23 protein-coding genes are annotated in these 19,356 nt (G+C 64.4%); 11 read left to right on the top strand and 12 right to left on the bottom strand.

Annotated features, from left to right (window positions below; all coding sequences use genetic code 11):
- Window positions 1-75: 75 nt before the first annotated feature.
- From RT131_RS01140 to grxD, 3 genes are read right to left on the bottom strand one after another with little or no spacing between them, the layout of a single operon-like run.
- Window positions 76-669 (bottom strand): YhgN family NAAT transporter, encoded by a 594-nt coding sequence (locus RT131_RS01140; protein ID WP_313169524.1) that lies wholly within the window; start codon window positions 667-669, stop codon window positions 76-78.
- On the bottom strand, window positions 666-1,409 hold the full coding sequence (locus tag RT131_RS01135; protein WP_313169522.1) for an SDR family NAD(P)-dependent oxidoreductase: 744 nt from the start codon (window positions 1,407-1,409) through the stop codon (window positions 666-668). Before RT131_RS01135 ends, RT131_RS01140 begins: the two co-directional genes overlap by 4 nt.
- On the bottom strand, window positions 1,406-1,726 hold the full coding sequence (grxD, locus tag RT131_RS01130) for a Grx4 family monothiol glutaredoxin (protein WP_313169521.1): 321 nt from the start codon (window positions 1,724-1,726) through the stop codon (window positions 1,406-1,408). Before grxD ends, RT131_RS01135 begins: the two co-directional genes overlap by 4 nt.
- Window positions 1,727-1,843: 117 nt before the next feature.
- On the opposite strand from grxD, the gene RT131_RS01125 reads away from it, so the two are divergent.
- Window positions 1,844-2,422, top strand: coding sequence for a Fe-Mn family superoxide dismutase (locus RT131_RS01125; RefSeq protein ID WP_313169519.1), 579 nt, complete (start codon window positions 1,844-1,846; stop codon window positions 2,420-2,422).
- 123 nt (window positions 2,423-2,545) lie between these two features.
- Here the strand turns inward: RT131_RS01125 and RT131_RS01120 are convergent, their stop codons facing one another.
- Genes RT131_RS01120 through purE form a run of 3 tightly spaced genes read right to left on the bottom strand, consistent with a single transcriptional unit; the run spans window position 2,546 to window position 4,587 of the window.
- Window positions 2,546-2,881: a carboxymuconolactone decarboxylase family protein gene (locus RT131_RS01120; RefSeq protein ID WP_282267792.1), complete on the bottom strand. Its 336-nt coding sequence runs from the start codon at window positions 2,879-2,881 to the stop codon at window positions 2,546-2,548.
- 45 nt (window positions 2,882-2,926) lie between these two features.
- Window positions 2,927-4,087, bottom strand: a complete 1,161-nt coding sequence (locus RT131_RS01115) for a 5-(carboxyamino)imidazole ribonucleotide synthase (RefSeq protein ID WP_313169516.1) — start codon at window positions 4,085-4,087, stop codon at window positions 2,927-2,929.
- Window positions 4,084-4,587, bottom strand: coding sequence for a 5-(carboxyamino)imidazole ribonucleotide mutase (gene purE / locus RT131_RS01110; RefSeq protein ID WP_313169514.1), 504 nt, complete (start codon window positions 4,585-4,587; stop codon window positions 4,084-4,086). Before purE ends, RT131_RS01115 begins: the two co-directional genes overlap by 4 nt.
- Before the next feature lie 59 nt (window positions 4,588-4,646).
- Between purE and RT131_RS01105 the strand changes: the two genes are divergently transcribed.
- The 4 genes from RT131_RS01105 to RT131_RS01090 all read left to right on the top strand — a co-directional run bounded on the left by RT131_RS01105 (window position 4,647) and on the right by RT131_RS01090 (window position 7,229).
- Window positions 4,647-4,916 carry a Trm112 family protein gene (locus RT131_RS01105; protein ID WP_313169512.1) on the top strand — a complete coding sequence of 90 codons (270 nt, stop codon included), beginning with the start codon at window positions 4,647-4,649 and terminating at the stop codon, window positions 4,914-4,916.
- On the top strand, window positions 4,916-5,773 hold the full coding sequence (nadC, locus tag RT131_RS01100) for a carboxylating nicotinate-nucleotide diphosphorylase (RefSeq protein WP_313169510.1): 858 nt from the start codon (window positions 4,916-4,918) through the stop codon (window positions 5,771-5,773). The genes RT131_RS01105 and nadC overlap by 1 nt, the downstream gene beginning before the upstream one ends.
- Window positions 5,774-5,891: 118 nt before the next feature.
- Entirely contained in the window at window positions 5,892-6,809 is a 918-nt protein-coding gene (locus tag RT131_RS01095; RefSeq protein ID WP_313170196.1) for a DUF2272 domain-containing protein, read from the top strand.
- A 69-nt stretch (window positions 6,810-6,878) separates the two neighbouring features.
- Entirely contained in the window at window positions 6,879-7,229 is a 351-nt protein-coding gene (locus tag RT131_RS01090; protein ID WP_313169509.1) for a DUF3301 domain-containing protein, read from the top strand.
- 313 nt (window positions 7,230-7,542) lie between these two features.
- On the opposite strand, the gene RT131_RS01085 is transcribed toward RT131_RS01090, so the two are convergent.
- From RT131_RS01085 to RT131_RS01060, 6 genes are all read right to left on the bottom strand, one after another.
- Window positions 7,543-7,977, bottom strand: a complete 435-nt coding sequence (locus RT131_RS01085) for a ClpXP protease specificity-enhancing factor (RefSeq protein WP_313169507.1) — start codon at window positions 7,975-7,977, stop codon at window positions 7,543-7,545.
- An 80-nt stretch (window positions 7,978-8,057) separates the two neighbouring features.
- On the bottom strand, window positions 8,058-8,693 hold the full coding sequence (locus tag RT131_RS01080; RefSeq protein ID WP_313169506.1) for a glutathione S-transferase N-terminal domain-containing protein: 636 nt from the start codon (window positions 8,691-8,693) through the stop codon (window positions 8,058-8,060).
- Window positions 8,694-8,836: 143 nt separating this feature from the next.
- On the bottom strand, window positions 8,837-9,580 hold the full coding sequence (locus RT131_RS01075; RefSeq protein WP_313169504.1) for a cytochrome c1: 744 nt from the start codon (window positions 9,578-9,580) through the stop codon (window positions 8,837-8,839).
- Entirely contained in the window at window positions 9,573-10,835 is a 1,263-nt protein-coding gene (locus tag RT131_RS01070; protein ID WP_313169502.1) for a cytochrome bc complex cytochrome b subunit, read from the bottom strand. Before RT131_RS01070 ends, RT131_RS01075 begins: the two co-directional genes overlap by 8 nt.
- A 2-nt stretch (window positions 10,836-10,837) precedes the next feature.
- On the bottom strand, window positions 10,838-11,458 hold the full coding sequence (gene petA, locus RT131_RS01065) for a ubiquinol-cytochrome c reductase iron-sulfur subunit (RefSeq protein ID WP_313169500.1): 621 nt from the start codon (window positions 11,456-11,458) through the stop codon (window positions 10,838-10,840).
- 178 nt (window positions 11,459-11,636) lie between these two features.
- Window positions 11,637-12,560 (bottom strand): lytic transglycosylase domain-containing protein, encoded by a 924-nt coding sequence (locus RT131_RS01060; protein ID WP_313169498.1) that lies wholly within the window; start codon window positions 12,558-12,560, stop codon window positions 11,637-11,639.
- Between the two features lie 208 nt (window positions 12,561-12,768).
- Between RT131_RS01060 and miaB the strand changes: the two genes are divergently transcribed.
- The 6 genes from miaB to RT131_RS01030 all read left to right on the top strand — a co-directional run bounded on the left by miaB (window position 12,769) and on the right by RT131_RS01030 (window position 19,345).
- Entirely contained in the window at window positions 12,769-14,187 is a 1,419-nt protein-coding gene (gene miaB, locus RT131_RS01055) for a tRNA (N6-isopentenyl adenosine(37)-C2)-methylthiotransferase MiaB (protein WP_313169496.1), read from the top strand.
- 628 nt (window positions 14,188-14,815) lie between these two features.
- Entirely contained in the window at window positions 14,816-15,802 is a 987-nt protein-coding gene (locus tag RT131_RS01050) for a PhoH family protein (RefSeq protein ID WP_313169495.1), read from the top strand.
- Window positions 15,799-16,284 carry an rRNA maturation RNase YbeY gene (ybeY, locus tag RT131_RS01045; protein ID WP_313169493.1) on the top strand — a complete coding sequence of 162 codons (486 nt, stop codon included), beginning with the start codon at window positions 15,799-15,801 and terminating at the stop codon, window positions 16,282-16,284. Before RT131_RS01050 ends, ybeY begins: the two co-directional genes overlap by 4 nt.
- A gap of 267 nt (window positions 16,285-16,551) precedes the next feature.
- Window positions 16,552-17,160, top strand: a complete 609-nt coding sequence (locus RT131_RS01040; RefSeq protein WP_313169491.1) for a hypothetical protein — start codon at window positions 16,552-16,554, stop codon at window positions 17,158-17,160.
- Between the two features lie 71 nt (window positions 17,161-17,231).
- Complete coding sequence (locus tag RT131_RS01035; RefSeq protein WP_313169489.1) at window positions 17,232-18,110, top strand: transporter associated domain-containing protein; 879 nt, start codon at window positions 17,232-17,234, stop codon at window positions 18,108-18,110.
- A 62-nt stretch (window positions 18,111-18,172) separates the two neighbouring features.
- Window positions 18,173-19,345, top strand: coding sequence for a DUF4105 domain-containing protein (locus tag RT131_RS01030; protein WP_313170194.1), 1,173 nt, complete (start codon window positions 18,173-18,175; stop codon window positions 19,343-19,345).
- Window positions 19,346-19,356: the final 11 nt, after the last annotated feature.

Below are 19,356 nucleotides of genomic sequence, written 5' to 3'. Positions count from 1 at the left end.
GGTAATGACAATTTATGACTGCAATAAGACAACGATGTTGCGTTGCGGCAGTTTTCCCCGCGTACGATCAAGCAGTTAGCGCACTGACGCCAGATAGGTTCCCAGGCCATCCAGCAACATCTGCACCGAGATTGCGACCAGCAACATGCCCATGAGCCGTTCCAGCGCGGTTAGCGCGCGGGCGCCCAGTAGCTTGTAAAGCAGGGTTGCCGACATCAGGATCGCGGCGGTTGCCCCCCAGGCCAGCAGCAGGGCCAGGCTCCAGTCAGCCAACCGCTCCGGTTCATTGCTCCCCATCAACATCACCGCCGCCATGCCCGAGGGGCCGGCCACCAGCGGGATCGCCATCGGCACGATGAAGGGCTCACCATCCGGCACCGCCCCCATCAGCCCTTCCGGGCGCGGGAAGATCATGCGGATGCCGATCAGGAACAGCACGATGCCGCCCGCGATGGCCACCGACTCCTGGCGCAGATGCATCAGCTCCAAGGCGTATTTTCCACCCCAAAGAAACGCCATCAGCACTGCCAGCGCAATCAACAGCTCGCGCACCAGCACTATCCGCTGGCGCTTCGGCGCCAACGGCTTGAGCAGGCTCAGGAACACCGGAATATTGCCCAGCGGGTCCAGGATCAGGAACAACAGCAGGGCTGCTGAAAGGATCGTCACGGAGCCAGGTCCAACACCTTTCCTCGCCACGGCGTACCGGAGGCGGCAAGCAACTGCACGCAGGCGGCAGCGTAGTTGGCTGGATCCACCGGCGCCGCGTCTTCTTCATGGGTAAACGCACGCGCCCGCAGCCCGGTACGCATCGGCCCCGGCTGCATGCCACAGACCCGGACCGGACCATTGCGCAGCTCATGGTGCAGGCTCTCGACCAGCCCGCGCAGCCCGTACTGGGCTACCCCGTAACCGCCCCAATAGGCCTGCCCCACCCGTTGCGGATCATCCAGCGCGAACACCACCGCTGCGTCCTCACGCTGCCGCAGCAAGGGCAGGCAGGCCTGGGTCAACCAGGCACGGGCGGTCAGGTTTACGTGGATGGCCCGGGCAAAAGCGGCCGGATCACCGGAAGCAAACGGGGTCAGCCCGGCGAAATCGGCGGCGCAATGCAGCACGCCGTCCAGTCGCCCGAGCTCGGACTCCAGCCGTTCGGCCAGGGCCGCGTAGTCATCGGGGCTGGCCCCCTCCAGATCCAGCGGGTACAGCATCGGCTCTGGGCCAAGCTGTGCGGCACTGTCGTAGACCCGATTGAGCTTGGCGACCTTGCGGCCCAGCATCACTACCGTCGCGCCGGCCTCCGTGCAGGCCCGGGTCGCCGCCGCACCCAGACCGCCCGCAGCACCCGCTATCAGAATTACCCGACCAGCCAGGTCGGCGCCCACGTCCCCCCGGGGCTGGGCACTCACGCTTGCCCGGCCTCGGCAACGATACGCTTGAGTTCACCGGACTCGAGCAGCTCCAGGATGATGTCGCAGCCGCCAATCAGCTCGCCGTGCATGAAAAACTGCGGGAAGGTAGCCAGATTCGAATAGCGCGGCAGGTTGGCGCGCACCTCCGGGAACTCCAGCAGATTGACCGTGCGCAGATTGATCGCACCGGCGGCCAACAGCGCCTGCACGGCACGACTGGAAAAGCCGCACATCGGGTACTGCGGCGTACCCTTCATGAACAGGACGAGGGGGTGTTGCTCCACCTCAGCCTGGATTTGCTCCATCACCGGCATTCGAATTCTCCCTACTGCGAAAGAACGGCCCGTCCTGGTCGGATAGACTTTCCCGTGGTTGACCATTGTAAGCCGAGCCGGCCGACTCCCGGCGCCCTGCCCCGAAAAGAATGCCCGATGCCCGTCCAACTGCCTGAACTACCCTACTCCCGAACCGCGCTGCAGCCACACATCTCTGCCGAAACATTGGATCTGCATCACGGTCGGCACCACCGTGGCTATGTGGAGACGGTCAATGCACGCATCGCCGGCACCGAGCTGGATGCACAGTCGCTGGAGGAAATCGTACGCAACAGCCAGGGCAGCCTGTTCCAGGCGGCAGCGCAGGCGTGGAACCACGACTTTTTCTGGCAGTGCCTGCATCCGCGCGCAGGCGGCGACCCGCACGGCGTATTGGCCGAGCACATCAATCGCCAGTTCGGCGACGTGCAGAAGCTGCGCGAGGAATTCAATCGGGCGGCCCTGGGCGTGTTCGGCTCGGGCTGGACCTGGCTGGTGCAGCACCCGGACGGCAAGCTGGCCATCGTCAGCACCCGCAACGCCAACACCCCATTGACCGGCGACAGCACGCCACTATTGGTCTGTGATGTATGGGAGCACGCGTATTACAGCGACTACCAGAATGATCGCGCGCGTTTTCTACAGGCGTTCTGGAAGCTGGTGAACTGGGATTTTGTAGCCGCGCAGCTTCGCTGAACTTGTTTGGAGCCAGCAGGTTCGCGTTCCGCATTTCGCGACCAAATCCGCTACTCGCCATTCCCGCGCAGGCTGGAATGACGAGTTGAAAGCTCCCTGAGTGAGCCAAAAGCACCGCCCGCCTCACTCGTGCGCAGCCACCGCGTCCAGCACGCGCGCCGAATAGACCAGCGCCGCACCGGCATTGAGCGCCACCGCCACGCCGAGCGCTTCGGCGATCTCCTCGCGACTGGCACCCTGCTTCAAGGCCGCGTCCACATGGGTGGTGATGCAGCCATCGCAGCGCGTGGTCACCGCCACCGCCAGCGCGATCAACTCGCGGGTCTTGCCATCCAGGTGATTGGTCTGCGCGCCCGCCCCGCTCAAGGTGATATAGCCCTTGAGCGTATCCGGCGAGAGCTTGCCCAGCTCACCGATGCGGCCCTTCAACTCACGGCGGTAATCGTTCCAGTCGAGCATGGCAGGTTCTCCAGTTGGGACGGGAGAACCTTACGCCGGCAATGATTAGCTCGCCGTCATGCCGCCGCGACGCAGGACATCAACCACCGGTGCGACCTGCGCCTGCCGGCCCAAGGCCTCACCGACGCGCGACAAAGCATCCGCCAAAGCCGCCGGGGCGTCATCCCGCAGGTTGGCATGGCCGACCTTGCGGCCTTCACGTGCCTGCTTGCCGTAGTCATGCCAGTGACCGGCAGCCTCGCCCAGCACGGCCTTGGCGTCGGGCATCTGCCCCAGCCAGTTCAGCATGCAGGCGTGGCCGAGCATGCGGGTATCGCCCAAGGGCAGGCCAAGTACGGCGCGGATATGGTTCTCGAACTGCGAGGTTTCAGCGCCGTCGCTGGTCCAATGGCCCGAGTTGTGTACGCGCGGCGCCATTTCGTTGGCCAACAACGCATCGCCACGACAGAACAGCTCCAGCGCGAATACGCCTACATAATCCAGGCGCTCGGCAACGCGGCGTGCATAGGCGATCGCAGTGGCCTGCTGATCGGCAGACAGCGCCGCCGGCGCCAGGCTGGCCGACAACACACCATCCACGTGCCAGTTGGCGGTCAGCGGCCAGGCACGGAACTCACCGTCGCGGCCACGCACGGCGACCACGCTGATTTCGCGGTCAAACGCCACGAAACCCTCGAGTATCAGCCCGGTCTTGTCGACCTGCGTGCCCAGCGTCTGCCAGGCTGCATCGATATCCGCCGCTTCGCGGATGCGAAACTGGCCCTTGCCGTCATAGCCCAGCCGACGGGTCTTGAGGATGCAGGGCATGCCGAACTCGGCGACCTTGGCCGCCAGTTCATCCCGGCTGCGGATGTCGGCAAATGCCGGCAGCGCGATGCCCAGTTCCTGGAACAAGGTCTTTTCGCTGAGCCGGTCCTGCGCCACCGCCAATGCGGCCGGATTCGGGAACACCGGCTTGCGCTCGGCCAGCCAGCGCGCGCTCGCCGCAGGCACATTTTCGAAGTCGAAGGTGATCACGTCGACCTTGGCAGCGAACTCAGCCAGCGCCTGGGTGTCATCGAAGTTGCCCACCTGCAACGGCGCCACCTGCCCCGCGCAGGCATCGGCCGCCGGATCGAACACCATGAAGCGCAGTCCCAGCGGAGCTCCCGCCAGCGCCATCATCCGGGCCAGTTGCCCGCCACCGAGAATGCCAACCGTAATCATTGGCGCGGATCGTCCGCAGCCATCACATCTTCGGTCTGGCGCGTGCGGAAGGCGTCCAGCGCAGCGCCAATCTGCGGCTGCTCGGCCGCCAGCATGGCCGCGGCGAACAGGGCCGCATTGGATGCGCCAGCGTTGCCAATGGCAAAGGTCGCCACCGGGATACCGGCCGGCATCTGCACGATCGACAGCAGCGAATCCATGCCATTGAGTGCCTTGGACTGCACCGGCACGCCCAGCACCGGCACCGCGGTCTTGGCAGCCAGCATGCCCGGCAGGTGCGCTGCACCACCAGCCCCGCCGATGATCGCGCGCAGACCACGCGGGCCCGCCTGCTCGGCGTAGCTGAACAGCACATCCGGGGTACGGTGCGCGGAAACTACCTTCACTTCGTAGGGAACGCCCAAAGCATCAAGCTTCTGGGCGGCGTGCTGCATGGTTTCCCAGTCTGAGCGGGAACCCATCACGATGCCGACTAGCGGCGCGGGGTGGTCGAGGGTCATTGGCCGTCACCTGCTGCAAAGACGTATTCTAGCCGTCTTCCCAGCAAGACCACGACCTGATGGACCGCAAACTGCTCGACCTGCTCGTTTCCCCCGATACCCGCCAGCCGCTGTTCGTGCTGGAAAACGCCGGCCTGGAAGCCCTCAACCGTGCCATCAGCGCCGGCAGCGTGACCCGCGCCGACGGCAGCGCTCAGGCCCAGCCCCTGCGCGAAGCCCTGGTTACCGGCGACCGCAAGCAGGTTTTCCGCGTCGATGACGGCATCCCGGTGCTGCTGGCCGACGAAGCCATCGCCACCGCCCAGATCACCGACTTCCCGGCCAAATAATGCTGCCGCACCCGCCGCTGGCCCCGCCACAGGAACAGATTGACGCCGATGTCGCCCGCGCCCTGGCCGAGGACATCGGCAGCGGCGACGTCACTGCCGCGCTGCTGCCCGATGTCGCCGATATCGCCTACCTGCTGTGCAAGCAGGATGCGGTGATCGCCGGCCGCCCCTGGTTCGACGCCACCCATCGTGCGCTGGACCCGCAGGTACGGATCGACTGGCGGGTACTGGAAGGTGACCGCGTCAGCGCCGGCACGGTGCTGGCAACCCTGAGTGGACGCAGCCGCAGCCTGGTCAGCGCCGAACGGACCTCGCTCAACTTCCTGCAGACCCTGTCCGGCACCGCCACCATCACCGCCGGCTACGTCGCGGCGGTAGCCGGCACCAGGGCACGCATCCTCGACACCCGCAAGACCCTGCCCGGCCTGCGCCTGGCGCAGAAGTACGCGGTGCGCTGCGGTGGCGGCGACAACCATCGCATCGGCCTGTTCGATACGGTGATGCTGAAGGAAAACCACATTCGCGCCGCCGGCTCGTTGACCGCTGCCGTGCACGCCGCACGCGCGCAACAACCCAAACTGCCGCTGGTGGTCGAAGTCGAGGACCTGCAACAGTTGCAGGAAGCCTTGGCCGCCGGTTGCGAGCGCATCCTGATCGACGACTTCAGCGCGGCGATGCGGCGCGATGCCGTGCGCATCACGGCCGGGCGGATTCCCCTGGAAGTCTCCGGCAGCGTCGACATGACCACGCTGCGCGCCATTGCCGAAGATGGCGTGGACTGCATTTCCATTGGCGGGCTGACCAAGCACGTGCAGGCCATCGATCTGTCGCTGAAGCTGGGCCCGCCCCCGGGCTGACTCACGGCACGCACACGTCCCCCGCTGCGACACTCCCCCAATATCCCTCGCGGAGCCTGCTGTGGCATATCGATTTCTGTTGTGCGGCCTGACCCTGCTGCTGCCCGCCCTGCCGGCGATGGCGGCCGAAGCCTGTGATGTGCCGCCGCGCTATGGCCTGAGCGAAACCGCCAAAGCCGTCGTCGCGACGGCCTGCGGTGAACACCGGTTGTGGTACCGCCCCTTCATCGACCGTGAGGGCCGCATCGCCAGCCTCGGCGTTACGGAAGCCGAGAACGAGCATCTGGCCGACAATGGCCTGATCGCCTGGCAGCGCGTTGTCGGCTATTGGCGCGATAGCGGCACGCTTGGCCCGATGGGTGCCATCGCCGGCGCCAGCAGCTGTGCGCAGCCGGCAGGCAACCGGTATACCGACAGCGATTGCCGCGCCTTCCTGATCGACAACCCATGGTCGGCCGCCTTCATCTCCTGGGTGATGACGCGCGCCGCCGTGCCGGGCTTCACCCGCTCACCCCGGCATATCGACTACATCCGCGCTGCCTACCAGAGTGGCAGCAATGGCTCGCCCTATCGGCTGGCCGACCCGGCAAGCGAGAAGCCCGCCCCCGGCGACATGCTGTGCTTCCTGCGCGACCGCAGCAGCACCTTGAACTACGCGGGACTGATCCAGGCACTGGGCAGTGGCCGCGCTGGCAACTGGAAATCGCATTGCGAGATCGTGGTCAGCGCCAACATGGGCGGGGACCGCACGCTTTACCTGGTCGGCGGCAACGTCGCCAACTCGGTGGTCATGCGCAAGCTCATGCTTGACCGTACCGGCCTGCTCGAACTGCCCAAAGCCAACGCCGCGCAGGCATCCGGTTATCCGGTCGAGACCAGCTGCTCGCCGGGGCAGGAGGAAGAATGCAACCTCAACCGACAGGACTGGGCAGCGCTGCTGAAGCTGACCGCGACCACCCCAACGCCGACGTTCAACTCCACCGCACCCTTGCCGCCACCACCAGACGAACCCATCCCGGCACCGGTCACCCACTGAAGCCCGCGCACGCGTTCGCGGCCAACGAAATAGCTGCGCATGCGTGAGCGGATCGCCTAAAGTGCGTGCATGCCTACCCTTCTCATCCTGATGATTGTCGGCGCGATTGGTTTTGCTTTCTGGGACCGCTCCCGCGCCGCTGCCGACCGCGCCACCGAACTGGGCCGCAACGCCTGCCGCGCCGCCGACGTGCAATGGCTGGACCAGAGCGTGCACAGCACCGGCCTGCGCCTGTGTCGCCTGCCCAATGGCTGGGTTGGCTTCGAGCGCAGCTTCCGTTTCGACTATTCCTATGATGGCCAGGATCGTCACACCGGCCGCATGGTCCTGCGCGGCCGCGAATTGATTTCCTTCAGCGGCCCTGCCGCCGCGCAGATCGGCCGCCTGCGCAAAAGCACCGAAGAAGCCGAAGACATCTGATCCAACCGCTAGTGCCGAGCCATGCTCGGCAGAGGCCTTACCAGCACACCCGAACCGTAGTGCCGAGCCATGCTCGGCAGAGGCTTTACCGAAACATCTGCCGGACTGCATGCACCTTTGTAGGAGCGGCGTCAGCCGCGAAGCTGATGCACTGGAAGTTGCGGACACGCCAGCGACCTGACAGAACCTTGGCTTCGCGGCTGACGCCGCTCCCGCAAGCAGCTGTTGGCCTCTCGTGGAAAGCCCCAGCCGAGCATGGCTCGGCTCTACACAAAGCCGCAAACAGAACCGCCGCCTTGCGGCGGCGGTGGAATCATTTGACGACCCGCAGGAACGGGCGCTTTGCAGCTGGCTGCGGGCGCTCAGGCGGATCGGTCGGCGGCGTATCGTCATCGTCAGGACTGGTGTCAGTACCGGGGATATCGTCCGGCAACGCCATGCCCTGCCCCGTCTCGCGTGCGTAGACCGCCAGCACCGCGGCAATGGGTACGTATACCGGGAAACTGGTTCCGGAAAAACGCGCCGTGAAGCTCACCGCATCATTGTCGATATGCAGGCCAACAACGGCGCGCTCGGCGATATTGAGCACCACCCGCTCCTCCTTGACCGCGCTGCTCGGCACCTGCACGCCTGGGACCCCAGCATCGACCATCACGTGCGGCGTCATGCCATTGTCGTTGATCCACTCCACCAGCGCCCGCAACAGATACGGGCGGTGGCTGCTCATCCGGAAAGTTTCTTCAGTCATGGCACAAGTGTACGCGTCATTGACGCACGATCACCGACTGCCGGCGGTGATCGATTAGTTCGGATACAGCCGACAGCAGCTCAGCCCGGCAGTTCGCGCAGCTTCTTTTCCTGGTCGGTCAGGCTGCGGACGAAACCCGGATGCCGGAAGATACGGTTGCCATAGTCCTCGATCGCCTTGCCATCCTTGGGCAATGCCACCCCCAGTGACTCCAGGCGCCAGATGATGGGCGCAATCGCGCAATCGGCCAGGCTCATTTCCGGGTTGAGGAAGAACTTCGAGGCTTTGAACAGCGGCACCGACTGTGCCACCAGCTCCTTCAAACGCTTGCGACCCGCCTCGGCCTGGGTCTTGTTACCCATCTGAATGGCCTGCACCTGCGGCACCCAATCATGCTCGATGCGCAGCATCGCCAGCCGCAACCGCGCCCGCGACAGCGGGTCGACCGGCATCAATGGCGGGTGCGGATAGCGCTCATCCAGATATTCGCTGACCACCGAAGCCGCGTACAGCACCAACTCACGCTCAACCAGGGTCGGCACGGAGTGATACGGATTCAGGTCGATCAGGTCTTCCGGCGGGTTCTGCGCGTCGACCGGCACCAGATCGTAAGTCACGCCCTTGGCCGCCAGCACCAACCGCACCCGATGACACAGGGCATCATCGTTTGCAGAGAACAAAGTCAGGGTATTACGCATACGCACACTCGCCGCCATCAAAGGCTCTCCATCGGTCGGATTCCGCCAACCTTACGGCCCCGCCAGCACATTGCCGACGGTGGCCACGGTTACCCGAGTGTGCCAAGCCACAGGCGCAGTTGCCAAGGGCCCCTGCGCACAGTCCCCGGCCTGCACCCACCTCAATGCACGTCTTTCCAGTACTCGGTCTTGACCAGATAGGCCAGGAACGTGAGCAGGGCCAGGAACAACACCACCCACACACCCAGGCTCTGCCGCTTCAATGCCGCCGGCTCGCCGGCGTATTCGAGAAAATTGGTGATGTCGCGGACCGTCTGGTCATACGCCCGCGGATCAACCTTGCCGGGCGATGCAAGCTTGAAACCCACGACCGGCGGATCAATGCCTTCCTGCTCGGCCTTGCCATGGATCGCATGCTGCATGCCTTGCAACTCCCACAACGGGTTGGGCATGGACGCATTCGGAAACACGCTGTTGTTCCAGCCCAGCGGTCGCGATTCATCGACATAGAACGATTTCAGGTAGCTGTAGATCCAGTCACTGCCACGTACCCGCGAGATCAGGCTCAGGTCCGGCGGCATCTTGCCGAACCACTTGGTCGCCTCATCGTGCGGCATCGCCACCTGGATCTGCTCGCCGTAGGCGGCGCCGGTGAAGTTCAGGTTGTCCATCACCTGCTGTTCGGTCAGCCCCAGGTCCTCACCCATGCGGGAGTAACGCAGGTACTTGAGCGAGTGACAGCCCGAGCAATAGCTCATATAGGCCTGGGCACCACGCTGCAGCGACGCACGATCGCCCAGATCGTTGCCTGCCTGCATCAGCTTGCCACCACCTGCAGCCAGTGCCGGGACACAGAACAACATCGCGGCAGCCATGGCCAACCGCACAATCCATTTGTCAGTCATGCGTCGTCACCCGGTCCGGTACCTGCTTGGTGCTGTCGATCTTGGTCCACAGCGGCATGGTGATGAAGAAGGCGAAGTACAGGAAGGTCAGCACGCGACCCACCCAGGTCTCCCAGATCGCCGTGCCCGGACCGGAGCCAATCACCCCCAGCCAGACGAAGCACACCACCAGAATGCCCAGCATCACCTTGGAAATCGGGCCACGGTAACGCACCGACTTGACCTTGGCCTTGTCCAGCCAGGGCACCAGGAACAGGATGGCGATGGCCGAGAACATCACCATCACACCACCGAGCTTGTTCGGCACCACCCGCAACATGGCGTAGTACGGCGTGTAGTACCAGACCGGCTTGATGTGCTCCGGCGTCACCAGCCGGTTGGCCTCGGTGAAGTTGTCATGCTCAAGGAACAAGCCGCCGAACACCGGCGCGAAGAAGATGATGAAGGCCGCCAGGGTCAGCAGGAAGCCGACACCCACCAGGTCCTTGACCGTGTAATACGGATGGAACGGGATGCCATCGGCCGGCGCGGTCGGCGACCAGCGATTGCCCTTGGGACCCTTCTTGATTTCCACACCATCGGGATTGTTTGAACCCACTTCGTGCAATGCGCCGAGGTGCAGCACCACCAGCAGCAACAGCACCAGCGGCATGGCGATGACGTGCAGGGCGAAGAAGCGGTTGAGGGTGGCATCACCGGGCAGGTAATCACCCATGATCCATTCGGTCAGGCCATTGCCGATCACCGGGATGGCACCGAACAGCGAGATGATCACCTTGGCACCCCAGAACGACATCTGGCCCCAGGGCAGCACATAACCCATGAAGGCCTCTGCCATCAGCACCAGGTAGATCAGCATGCCCAGGATCCACACCAGCTCACGCGGCTTCTTGTAACTGCCGTACATCAAGCCGCGGAACATGTGCAGGTAAACCACGATGAAGAACAGCGAGGCACCGGTGCTGTGCATGTAGCGGATCAGCCAGCCCCACTCCACGTCGCGCATGATGTACTCAACCGACGCGAACGCCTCGGCCGCGCTGGGCTTGAAGTGCATCGTCAGGAAGATGCCGGTGACGATCTGGTTGACCAGGATCACCATCGCCAACGAGCCGAAGTAATACCAGAAGTTGAAGTTCTTCGGCGCGTAGTACTCGCTGACGTGCTTGCGGTAGACCGGCATCAGCCCAGGCGCACGCTCGTTGACCCAGTTGGCCACGCCAGTGGCGGTACGGCTAAGGATATTGTCGGCCATGATCAGGCTGCCCCCTGCGGATCGACGCCAATGACGATGGTGTTGTCATCCACATAGTGATGCGGCGGCACCAGCAGGTTGATCGGCGCGGGCACGTCCTGGAACACGCGTCCGGACATGTCGAAGCGCGATTTGTGGCAGGGGCAGAAATAGCCCCCCTTCCACTGTGCGTCATACGGCTCGGGGCGGATCTCGGCCACCATCTCCGGCGAACAGCCCAGGTGGGTACACAGACCTACCAGCACGGAGATATCCGGCTTGATCGAGCGGAACTCGGGATTGGCCTTCAGCACGTAATCCGGTTGCTGGTCCTTGTTACCGGACTCCGGATCCTTGAGCCGCGCATCCAGGGTAGGCAATGCCTGCAGGATGGCCTTGGAACGCTTGACGATCCAGATAGGCTGGCCGCGCCACTCCAGGATCAGCCGCTGGCCTTCCTGCAACGCGCTGATATCGGCCGTCACCGGGGCACCGGCCAGTTTGGCGCGGGCGCTGGGATTCCACGACTTGATGAAAGGAACTGCTGCGAAACCAACGCCGACTGCCCCGACCACTGCTGTAGTCGCTGTCAAAAACCGCCGACGTCCGGTGTTGACTGGATCATTTACCCCATCGTTTGCCATCCGGCACTCCGATATTGATTAGGTAGCTAGAGGCTGCCAGCGGTCTGGTGGGGGCCATCCCGCTCTGAATCGAATCGTTCCCGAGTGTAGCGGAACGCTTAACGGTCACACAACGCGATCAAACACCAGTCCGCGAAATTTGTCACGGCCTGCTGCAACAGAAACGTCGAGGGTCTACTTACTGGCGCGTGGCCAGCTCGCCACGGTAGCGATCGGCCAACTGCGCGACTCGCTGCACGTAGTACTGGGTTTCCTTGTAAGGGGGGACACCGCCATGACGGTCCACGGCACCTTCACCGGCGTTGTAACCGGCCGCAGCCAGGGTGAGGTTGCCATTGAAACGACGCAGCAACCACGACAGGTATTGAACGCCCCCGCGGATGTTCTGGCCCGCGTCATAGGAATCGGACACGCCAAAGCGTCGCGCCGTGGGAGGCATCAACTGCATCAGGCCCTGGGCACCGGCACGGCTGAGCGCCGTCGGATTGAACGCCGATTCGGCATGGATGATGGCCCGCACCACCGCTTCCTCAACGCCGAATTCGCGTGCGGCCGAGGCGATCTCGGTGCTGTAGGCCTGGGTGTTCAGGCGCACCGAGCCGAAGTTGACCCTTGAGTTCACGCCGCAGGCAAAACAGCGCTCGATATAGCTGTACTGGATGGTACGCACCGCGCCGATGTTGGCCACCTGAGCCGGCCGGCTGCTGGTGTAGTGGCGCACCCCATCCTTCATATAGGAGTAGACCTGACCACTGATCACCCGCTGCGCCCGTCCTGCCGTTGTTGGCGCTGGTGTGGGTGGCACTGCGGTGGAGGCAGCCTGTGCAGCCACCGCCGTCGAACTGTCATTGGCTTGGCTCGCCGGAGCCGCAGCAGCAGCCACCGGGGTGGCGACGGGCGCCGGGGTCGGCGGCACATAACGCGGCACGTCGCGGGTCGGCCGATAACTGCTGACCACGCTGCAGCTCGCGCCACTGACGCGTTTGCTGACGTAATTGGGCACCCCATCGCTGCCGACACACTTGTACAGCGTGCCGGCACTGGCCGGCGAGGCGACCAATGCTGCAGCGAGAATGCCGGTGATCCCCAAAATCCCCTTCATGGGCGGGAGTCTCCCAGCTTCGCCGGGGCTTGCCAAGTATTTGACGCAGCGGCTTTCGTGCTCGGGCCCGCGGACCGATACAATAGGCGGCTACGAATGCAGCCCCAGTGGCTGCGTGCCCGCCCACCCGTCTGGAATAAGCGCCATGCCCGGGACGCCAGCAACTCCCCTGCCGATCACGGCCGGCTCCGCCGTGCCTACTGTTGAAATGACCACACCCGAACTGATTCCCCTGCCCGGCCAGCGGCCGACGGTTGCCGGCGGCGCACGCGGCAAGCCCAGCGATGGCTCGCCATCGCGCGGAAAGCTCTATATCAAGACCCACGGTTGCCAGATGAACGAGTACGACTCGACCAAGATGGCCGACGTACTCGCCGCCGCCGAGGGCCTGGAGCTGACCGACAACCCCGAAGAAGCCGACGTGGTGCTGGTCAACACCTGCTCCATCCGCGAGAAGGCACAGGAAAGGGTATTCAGCCAGCTCGGCCGCTGGAAGGCGCTCAAGGCCAATGGCCGTGACGTCATCATCGGCGTCGGCGGCTGCGTGGCCTCGCAGGAAGGCGAAGCCATCGTCAAGCGCGCGCCCTACGTGGACCTGGTGTTTGGCCCGCAGACCCTGCATCGCCTGCCGGAGCTGATCCGCGCCCGCCGCGAGCAGAACAAGCCGCAGGTGGACATCAGCTTCCCCGAGATCGAGAAGTTCGACCGCATGCCCGAGCCGCGCGCCGAGGGCCCTTCGGCCTTCGTCTCGATCATGGAAGGCTGCTCCAAATACTGCTCGTTCTGCGTGGTGCCCTACACCCGTGGCACCGAGGTCAGCCGGCCGTTCGAGGACGTGGTGGTGGAATGCGCACAGTTGGCCGAGCAAGGCGTGCGTGAGATCAACCTGCTCGGCCAGAACGTCAACGCCTACCGTGGCCCCTACGGCGACGGCGAGATTGCCGACCTCGGCCTGCTGATCCGCACCCTTGCCGAAATCGACGGCATCGGCCGCATCCGCTTCACCACCTCGCACCCGCTGGAGTTCAGTGATTCGCTGGTGGACGCCTACCGCGACGTGCCGAAACTGGCCAACTACCTGCACCTGCCGGTACAGGCCGGCAGCGACCGCGTGCTCAGCGCGATGAAGCGCGGCTACACCGCGCTGGAGTTCAAGGCCAAGATCCGCAAGCTGCGCGCGGTCCGCCCGGACATCTCGATCAGCTCGGACTTCATCGTTGGCTTCCCCGGTGAAACCGATGCCGATTTCGAGAAGACCATGAAGCTGATCGAGGACGTGGGCTTCGACCAGAGCTTCTCCTTCATCTATTCGCGTCGCCCCGGCACCCCGGCGGCCGACCTGGAAGACACCACCAGCGACGCCGACAAGCACGCCCGGCTGTCGCGTTTGCAGGCACATATCAACGAGCACGCAGCCGGCATCTCCGCGCGCATGGTCGGCACGGTACAGAACGTGCTGGTCGAGGGCCCTTCGCGCAAGGACCCGAATGAGCTGACCGGCAAGACCGAGAACATGCGTTCGGTGAACTTCCCGGCCAGTTCGCGTCTGATAGGCCAGTTTGTGGATGTGTTGATCACCGAAGCCTTCAGTAATTCGTTGCGCGGGCGGGTGGTTACGCAGGACTGAGGCCGACTGGCTCCGGATTGTCGGGTCTGGTTGGCGGGCCATGCTTCCTGCGGACCATGGCCCGCGAGGGTTGGGGCCGAAGTTCACCGATCCAAAGCAGGAGCGCCTTCACCCCTGCCCCCGCTCCGCCGCAGACCTTGCGCTTGGCGCAAGGTCGTTCGCTGGGCCGCGAATCCGTGGCCCGCAAGCCACCCCTCTCACCCCGCCAGCGGGAGAGGGGAGCAGCTGTCGTTGTTCGCTTCTGCTTTGAAAAGCCGGTACGGCCCGTTCTCACCTCTTGCCGTTCGCCTTTGCCCCGGCACAGCGGTCATTTATTCGCCACACCGACCCGGAGCCCGCCGTTATTGGGCTGCGCGCGGTTATCCACATGTTCATCCCGAATCGATCCACACAAATTGTGGACAACTTGTTACCTGCAAACCATCGAATGTGGCAGTTTTTTAACCAACCCGCCAAGAGGCTTATGCCGCAAGGGCCGGACAGGGATATCCACAGCTTGGCCCACGCCACATCCACATCGACTGTGGAGAACACTGAGAACCGCGACCGTGCTGGTGGTCGACGGGCCGCAGGGGTACCCTTCTCGGGTCCAAGGCACGGCTTCGCCGGCCAGTAACCGTTAGTAAAAATGACCACCACGACGCATCGCGACTTCACTCTTGACCCCGTTGACAACGAACGGCTGGCCAACCTGGCCGGCCCCTTCGACGAACATCTGCGCCAGGTCGAACTCAAACTGGGCGTGGAGGTTGCCAACCGCGGCCATGTCTTCCGCGTCAGCGGCCCGGGCAAGACCGCGCTGGAAGCGGAAAAACTGCTCAAGGCGCTGTATGCCGAGGCGGCCGACACCGTCTTCGACAGCCACGCCATCCATCTGCGCCTGAACCGCGCCAATGTCGATCACGTGACCGAGCAGGCCTATGAAGCGCAGGAAGTAGCGGTCAAGGTCAAGCGCGGCACGGTGCGCGGGCGCGGTGCAAACCAGTCCAAGTACCTGCACCAGATCGCCACCCACGACATCAGCTTCGGCATCGGTCCGGCCGGTACTGGCAAGACCTTCCTGGCAGTGGCGATGGCCGTGGACGCACTGAATGAGTCACGCGTGCAACGCCTGATCCTGGTGCGCCCGGCAGTTGAAGCCGGCGAGAAACTGGGCTTCCTGCCCGGCGACCTGACCCAGAAGGTCGACCCTTACCTGCGCCCGCTGTACGACGCCCTGTACGAAATGCTGGGCGTGGAAAAGGTGGCCAAGCTGCTGGAGAAGAATGTCATCGAGATCGCGCCGCTGGCCTATATGCGCGGCCGCACCCTCAATGACGCCTTCGTGATCCTCGACGAGGCCCAGAACACCACCATCGAGCAGATGAAGATGTTCCTGACCCGCCTCGGCTTTGGCTCGACCGCGGTTGTCACTGGCGACCTGACCCAGACCGACCTGCCCAAACACGTCAAATCCGGCCTGCGCGATGCCATCGAGGTACTGCGTGGCGTGGACGGCGTCAGCTTCACCTTCTTTGAATCGCGCGACGTGGTACGCCACCCCCTGGTGGCCCGTATCGTCAGCGCCTATGACCGTCGCGATCTGCAACAGGTCAAACCCGGAGCAAGTGAATGACCAAGGGTCCTGTGCGTCTTGATGTCGCGATCAGCTACGCCCTGCCCCGCGCTGGCCTGCCGGCAGCGGTGAGCTTCCGCCGCTGGGTGGCTGCCGCCTTGAAAGGCCGCATCCGCGAAGCTGATCTGGCCATCCGCCTGGTCGACGCCAAGGAAGGCCAGTCACTGAACCGCCACTACCGGGGTAAGGACTACGCCACCAACGTGCTCAGCTTTCCGGCCGAGCTGCCCGAAGGCCTGCCCAAGGGGGTGAAGTTCCCGCTACTAGGCGACCTGGTGATCTGCGCCCCGGTGGTCGCCCGCGAGGCCGAGGAACAGGACAAGGCGCTCAACGCCCATTACGCCCACCTCACCGTGCACGGCGTGCTGCATCTGCTCGGCTGGGACCACGAGGACGACAAGGAAGCCGAAGCCATGGAACAGCTGGAGCGCGAGATCCTGGCCGACCTGGGCATCGCCGACCCCTACGCCAACGAGCAATAGGCACAGGTAGTCCCGAGCCATGCTCAGCAGAAGCTTTCCTGGCAATGCCCGGTAGTGCCGAGCCATGCTCGGCAGAGGTCTTCCCAGCAAAGCCATGTAGTGCCGAGCCATGCTCGGCAGAGGCATTGCCCGCAATGCCCGGTAGTGCCCGGCAGAAGCTCTACCGGTAAAGCCCCCGCCGAGCATGGCTCGGCACTACCCACGCGTGCTCCTGCAACACAGCGCCGCACCACGATGCGGCTATCATCGGCTCCTGCACTTCACCGAATGAATGCCGTGCGCTCGATTTGCCTGCTCCCCCTCTTGCTCGCCGCAACCGGCTCGGCCGCCGCCCAGCCCGCCATCGACCTGCCCGCGCTGATAGAGTGCCGGCAGAGCGTCAGTGAGTTCGCGGCATTGGCCCCCATCGCCAATGATCCGCTGAAGGCCGTTGCATTGGGCTGGCGGCCCTTGCCGCAGGGCAACCTGTTCATGGCCGAGTACATGCTGAACACCCCGATCACGGTGTTCGGCCACAGCGCCGACCATATCGCCATGGCCGGCGGCACCATCATCGCCATCCTCGACATGCCGGACCCGCACCCGCTGGCCAAACAACTGGAGCTGGAAACCGGCTACGACGCCCCGGACAAGTTCATGGCCGGCCGCGAGCTGGTCAGCCGCGACGTCAACGACGCCAAGACCGGCGAGGCGCTGATCGAGTCGGTGATCCTGGGCGTGTCCACGGTCAAATCCCACCCCGGCAAAACCCTGGCGGGCTGCACCTACAGCCTGGACCTGCCTGCCGAGGAAGATACCCCGACCGCCCCCGACACCCCCGTCGAAGCCCCGTCCGTGCCCCCCAGCGTGCAGACCCCTACCCCATCGCCTGCTTGAACAGGGCGCGGCAAACATCCTGCTAGACTTGTCGGCACCGCCCGGCCTGCCGGGTGCAGTCAAACCAAGAGATGTCTGAAGACGACAGTAGTACCTCGCCCGAGAACGGCGAGAAGAAACGCAGCTGGTTGGAGCGCCTGGGTTCGGCGTTCTCCAGCGAACCCCATACCCGCGACGAGCTGGTCGCCACCCTGCAGACGGCACAGCAGGACGGCCTGATCGCCGCAGACACCCTGCGGATGATGGAAGGCGCCATTTCGGTGGCCGAGCTGACCGTCGGCGACGTGATGATCCCGCGCTCGCACATGGTGTCCCTGCCCGTCGAATGCCCCTTCATCGAACTGATGAAGCAGGTGGTCGACTCCGGCCATTCGCGCTTCCCGGTACACGGTGAGAACAAGGACGACATCCTTGGCATCCTGCTGGCCAAGGACCTGCTGCGCGGCGTGGTAGCCGACAACAGCCATGCCAGCGTACGCGAACTGCTGCGCCCGGCGGTGCTGATCCCCGAGGCCAAGAAGCTCAACGTGCTGCTCAAGGAGTTCCGGCTCTCGCGCAACCACATGGCCATCGTGGTCGATGAGTACGGCGGTGTCGCCGGCCTGGTCACCATCGAGGACGTGCTGGAGCAGATTGTCGGCCAGATCGACGACGAGCACGACGAGACCGAAGACCACACCTCGCAGATCGCCATCCTCGCCGATGGTCGCTACGTGGTGGACGCGCTGACCACCATTGGTGACTTCAACGAGCGCTTCGGTGCCGACTTCTCCGACGACGACTACGACACCATCGGTGGACTGGTCACCGAGGCCGTGGGCCATCTGCCGGAGATCGGTGACGAGCTGACCCTGGAGCGTTTCGTGTTCCGCGTGGCCAAGGCCGATGCGCGCCGCGTGCAGGCCTTCCACGTCACCATCCTGCCGCCCGAAGACCAGGACGAAGCTTGATCACCCTGCGCCTGCCGCGGCTGCTGTCCGCGTTTGCGTCGTTGTTCCTGCTGCTGGCCGCGATGGCCAGCAGCGCGCAACCTGTCGCCAACCAAGCCAGCCAAACCAATGCACACCCGGCACCACGCATCGGCGTGGTGACCATGCTGCCGGGCGAAGTGTTCTTCGAGCGCTTCGGCCATGACGCGCTGGTGGTGCTGGACCCGGCGACCGGACAGGCGACCTCGTACAACTTTGGCTTCTTCGACCCGTCCGAGCCGGACTTCATCGGCAACTTCGTGCGCGGCAAGATGATGTATTACCTGGTCGCACTGCCGCTGGAGCAGGACCTGGCGCAATACGAGAGCGTTGGGCGTGGGGCAAACATCCAATGGCTGGACCTGCCACCGGCGCAGGCACAGGCATTGGCTGATGCACTGGCCGAGCGCGCCAAACCCGAAAACGCGCGCTACCGCTACGACTACTTCACCGCCAACTGCGCCACGATGGTGCGCGACAGCCTGGACCAGGCCATGGGCGGCGCCCTGCAATCGCAGCTGGCCGGCCGCTCGCGTGGCAACAGCTACCGCAGTGAATCGGTGCGACTGGCCTCGCCTTCGCCATGGATGTGGCTGGGCTTTGACCTTGGCCTGGGCCCAAACGCTGACCAGCCGCTGTCACGCTGGCAGGAAGCCTTCGTCCCCATGCGCCTGGCCGACAGCCTGCGCGAAGTACGCAACAGTGAAGGCCGGCCGCTGGTACAGGCCGAACAGGAACTGCTGCCGCAGCGTCTGCCGCCGGAGCCAAAGGAAAAGCAGCGCTCCTGGCTGCCGTGGCTGCTGATCGGGCTGGCAGTTGCTGCTGCGCTGTACGCCGCACGCCGCAAGCCACGCCTGATCGGCGGATTCGCACTGCCGTTCTGGCTGCTCTGTGGCGTTGCCGGTGGCCTGCTGACCTTCCTGTGGGGCTTCAGCGAACACCAGGCCGCATGGGCCAACCGCAACCTGTTGCTGCTCAGCCCGCTGGCATTGCTGTTGCTTCCCGGCGCATGGAGCCTGCTGCGCGGGCGCCAACCACGCGCCTGGTTCCGGGTCGTCCTGTGGCTGATGACCGGCATTGCGCTGCTGGCGCTGCCGCTGCATTGGCTATCGCTGCAGGCGCAGTTCAACATGCAGTGGATCGTGCTGCTGCTGCCCATCCACATCACGCTGGCGCTGATCCTGGGGCGCCGCAGCTTGGCGTTAACGGCCAGCTGAGGCACGATGCC

Origin of the sequence: Stenotrophomonas sp., assembly GCF_032066555.1 — a bacterium.
GTDB lineage: Bacteria > Pseudomonadota > Gammaproteobacteria > Xanthomonadales > Xanthomonadaceae > Stenotrophomonas.
This window is presented reverse-complemented; position numbering and strand designations above follow the sequence as displayed.

Bases quoted from the DNA above. Each gene is read 5' to 3' on its own strand.
- RT131_RS01040 (WP_313169491.1), top strand. From the start codon at position 16,552: ATGAATGCCGTGCGCTCGATTTGCCTGCTCCCCCTCTTGCTCGCCGCA.
- RT131_RS01115 (WP_313169516.1), bottom strand. From the start codon at position 4,087: ATGATTACGGTTGGCATTCTCGGTGGCGGGCAACTGGCCCGGATGATG.
- miaB (WP_313169496.1), top strand. From the start codon at position 12,769: ATGACCACACCCGAACTGATTCCCCTGCCCGGCCAGCGGCCGACGGTT.
- petA (WP_313169500.1), bottom strand. From the start codon at position 11,458: ATGGCAAACGATGGGGTAAATGATCCAGTCAACACCGGACGTCGGCGG.
- RT131_RS01105 (WP_313169512.1), top strand. From the start codon at position 4,647: ATGGACCGCAAACTGCTCGACCTGCTCGTTTCCCCCGATACCCGCCAG.
- RT131_RS01120 (WP_282267792.1), bottom strand. From the start codon at position 2,881: ATGCTCGACTGGAACGATTACCGCCGTGAGTTGAAGGGCCGCATCGGT.
- RT131_RS01125 (WP_313169519.1), top strand. From the start codon at position 1,844: ATGCCCGTCCAACTGCCTGAACTACCCTACTCCCGAACCGCGCTGCAG.
- RT131_RS01050 (WP_313169495.1), top strand. From the start codon at position 14,816: ATGACCACCACGACGCATCGCGACTTCACTCTTGACCCCGTTGACAAC.
- RT131_RS01090 (WP_313169509.1), top strand. From the start codon at position 6,879: ATGCCTACCCTTCTCATCCTGATGATTGTCGGCGCGATTGGTTTTGCT.
- ybeY (WP_313169493.1), top strand. From the start codon at position 15,799: ATGACCAAGGGTCCTGTGCGTCTTGATGTCGCGATCAGCTACGCCCTG.
- RT131_RS01095 (WP_313170196.1), top strand. From the start codon at position 5,892: ATGGCGGCCGAAGCCTGTGATGTGCCGCCGCGCTATGGCCTGAGCGAA.
- nadC (WP_313169510.1), top strand. From the start codon at position 4,916: ATGCTGCCGCACCCGCCGCTGGCCCCGCCACAGGAACAGATTGACGCC.
- RT131_RS01060 (WP_313169498.1), bottom strand. From the start codon at position 12,560: ATGAAGGGGATTTTGGGGATCACCGGCATTCTCGCTGCAGCATTGGTC.
- RT131_RS01075 (WP_313169504.1), bottom strand. From the start codon at position 9,580: ATGACTGACAAATGGATTGTGCGGTTGGCCATGGCTGCCGCGATGTTG.
- grxD (WP_313169521.1), bottom strand. From the start codon at position 1,726: ATGCCGGTGATGGAGCAAATCCAGGCTGAGGTGGAGCAACACCCCCTC.
- RT131_RS01070 (WP_313169502.1), bottom strand. From the start codon at position 10,835: ATGGCCGACAATATCCTTAGCCGTACCGCCACTGGCGTGGCCAACTGG.
- RT131_RS01030 (WP_313170194.1), top strand. From the start codon at position 18,173: ATGGCCAGCAGCGCGCAACCTGTCGCCAACCAAGCCAGCCAAACCAAT.
- RT131_RS01085 (WP_313169507.1), bottom strand. From the start codon at position 7,977: ATGACTGAAGAAACTTTCCGGATGAGCAGCCACCGCCCGTATCTGTTG.
- RT131_RS01035 (WP_313169489.1), top strand. From the start codon at position 17,232: ATGTCTGAAGACGACAGTAGTACCTCGCCCGAGAACGGCGAGAAGAAA.
- RT131_RS01080 (WP_313169506.1), bottom strand. From the start codon at position 8,693: ATGGCGGCGAGTGTGCGTATGCGTAATACCCTGACTTTGTTCTCTGCA.
- purE (WP_313169514.1), bottom strand. From the start codon at position 4,587: ATGACCCTCGACCACCCCGCGCCGCTAGTCGGCATCGTGATGGGTTCC.